1 protein-coding gene is annotated in these 1,252 nt (G+C 42.3%); it reads left to right on the forward strand.

The window, feature by feature from the left end:
- A partial coding sequence (locus tag JGK36_RS00110) for a site-specific integrase (protein WP_293199419.1) occupies positions 1-1,133 on the forward strand: 1,133 nt, incomplete at its 5' end.
- Positions 1,134-1,252: the final 119 nt, after the last annotated feature.

Genomic DNA, 1,252 nt, shown 5'->3' on the forward strand with positions numbered 1-1,252 from the left:
AGCTAGCTGATGTACTTCAGATGCCAGGTGCACAGGCTGCAACACCCGAGATTACCGTAGGCGAGATGTGGGAAGCGTACCTTCAGTGGAAAGAAACAAAAGTAGAGCCATCTACTTTTGCTGACCGCTATCTGCGACGTTATTCAAATATCATCAAAGGGCTGAAATGGGACAAAAAAAGCCGTAGTTTTTCCGCTACCGGGAACGACATCAGCAGTCTACCTGTTAACAGATTGTCTGCTGAAAAACTATTATTGTCACCTTACAATAAGGCTGCTATTGTCGATACCATCCGAGCGTTAAATGAAGCTTTTGATCGAGGGCAATCAACGGGCATGATAAAGAATGCTCAAAACCCTTATCGAAACTTACATCTTGAAGTTGTCGAGAATCCTAAGGAAAAGTACACATCAGCAATCGGTGTCGATGGTGAAATACTAGAATGGTGGCAGTTGCAAGATAGTAGGCAAGAGGAAGAATGCGAAACTGATGTACGTTTTTTTACCAAGAATGAACGTGACATTATTGTCAGGGCATTCTATGAATCAGACAAGCAAAATGAACGTAAAGCCGCGCCCTTGATTGAATTTTTGTTTCTGACAGGTTGCCGACCCGGTGAAGCTTTCGCATTGCGTTGGGGTGATATTTTCTTTGACCGTGGCTATATCCGTTTTAGTAAGAGCTACGCAACCAGCATTAAATCTACAAAGCGGACAAAAACTAAAGAGATAAGAATGTTCAGAATCACCCCGAAAATAGCTAGCCTTCTATCTAATATTAGAAAAAGTCAATCATCAGTTGACCTTGTATTCCCACAGGTAGGCGGCCAAACTCATAGCAACAGCAGTCACTCTTTAATATGGCTAGGCAAGGTAGATAAGAAAGAAGTAAATGGCAAAAGCTACGAATACCACTATCCTGGCGTAGTTACTCGACTTGTTTCTGAAGGCAAAATCAGCCAATATCTCGCACCTTATCACACTAGACACACTTACATTACCCTTACCGCTCACGCTAACAAAAGTGACACATCGGCTCTTCTGCTATTGGCTCACGCTTGCGGGAACAGTGTTGAAATCATTGTTAAGCATTACCTAGGATTTGATAAAGATATACATCTTGTCGAAGTTTAACCCTTACCTGGTAAGTCACTTACCCCCTTTAACCAGGGGGTATTTTTTTGACTATTTTCCTGTACCTACTGTCATTTTACAAAGTAGGGCGCTAAAGTAGGAGCCTACTTGGATACAAC

Source organism: Microcoleus sp. PH2017_35_SFW_U_B, assembly GCF_020737865.1.
GTDB lineage: Bacteria > Cyanobacteriota > Cyanobacteriia > Cyanobacteriales > Microcoleaceae > Microcoleus.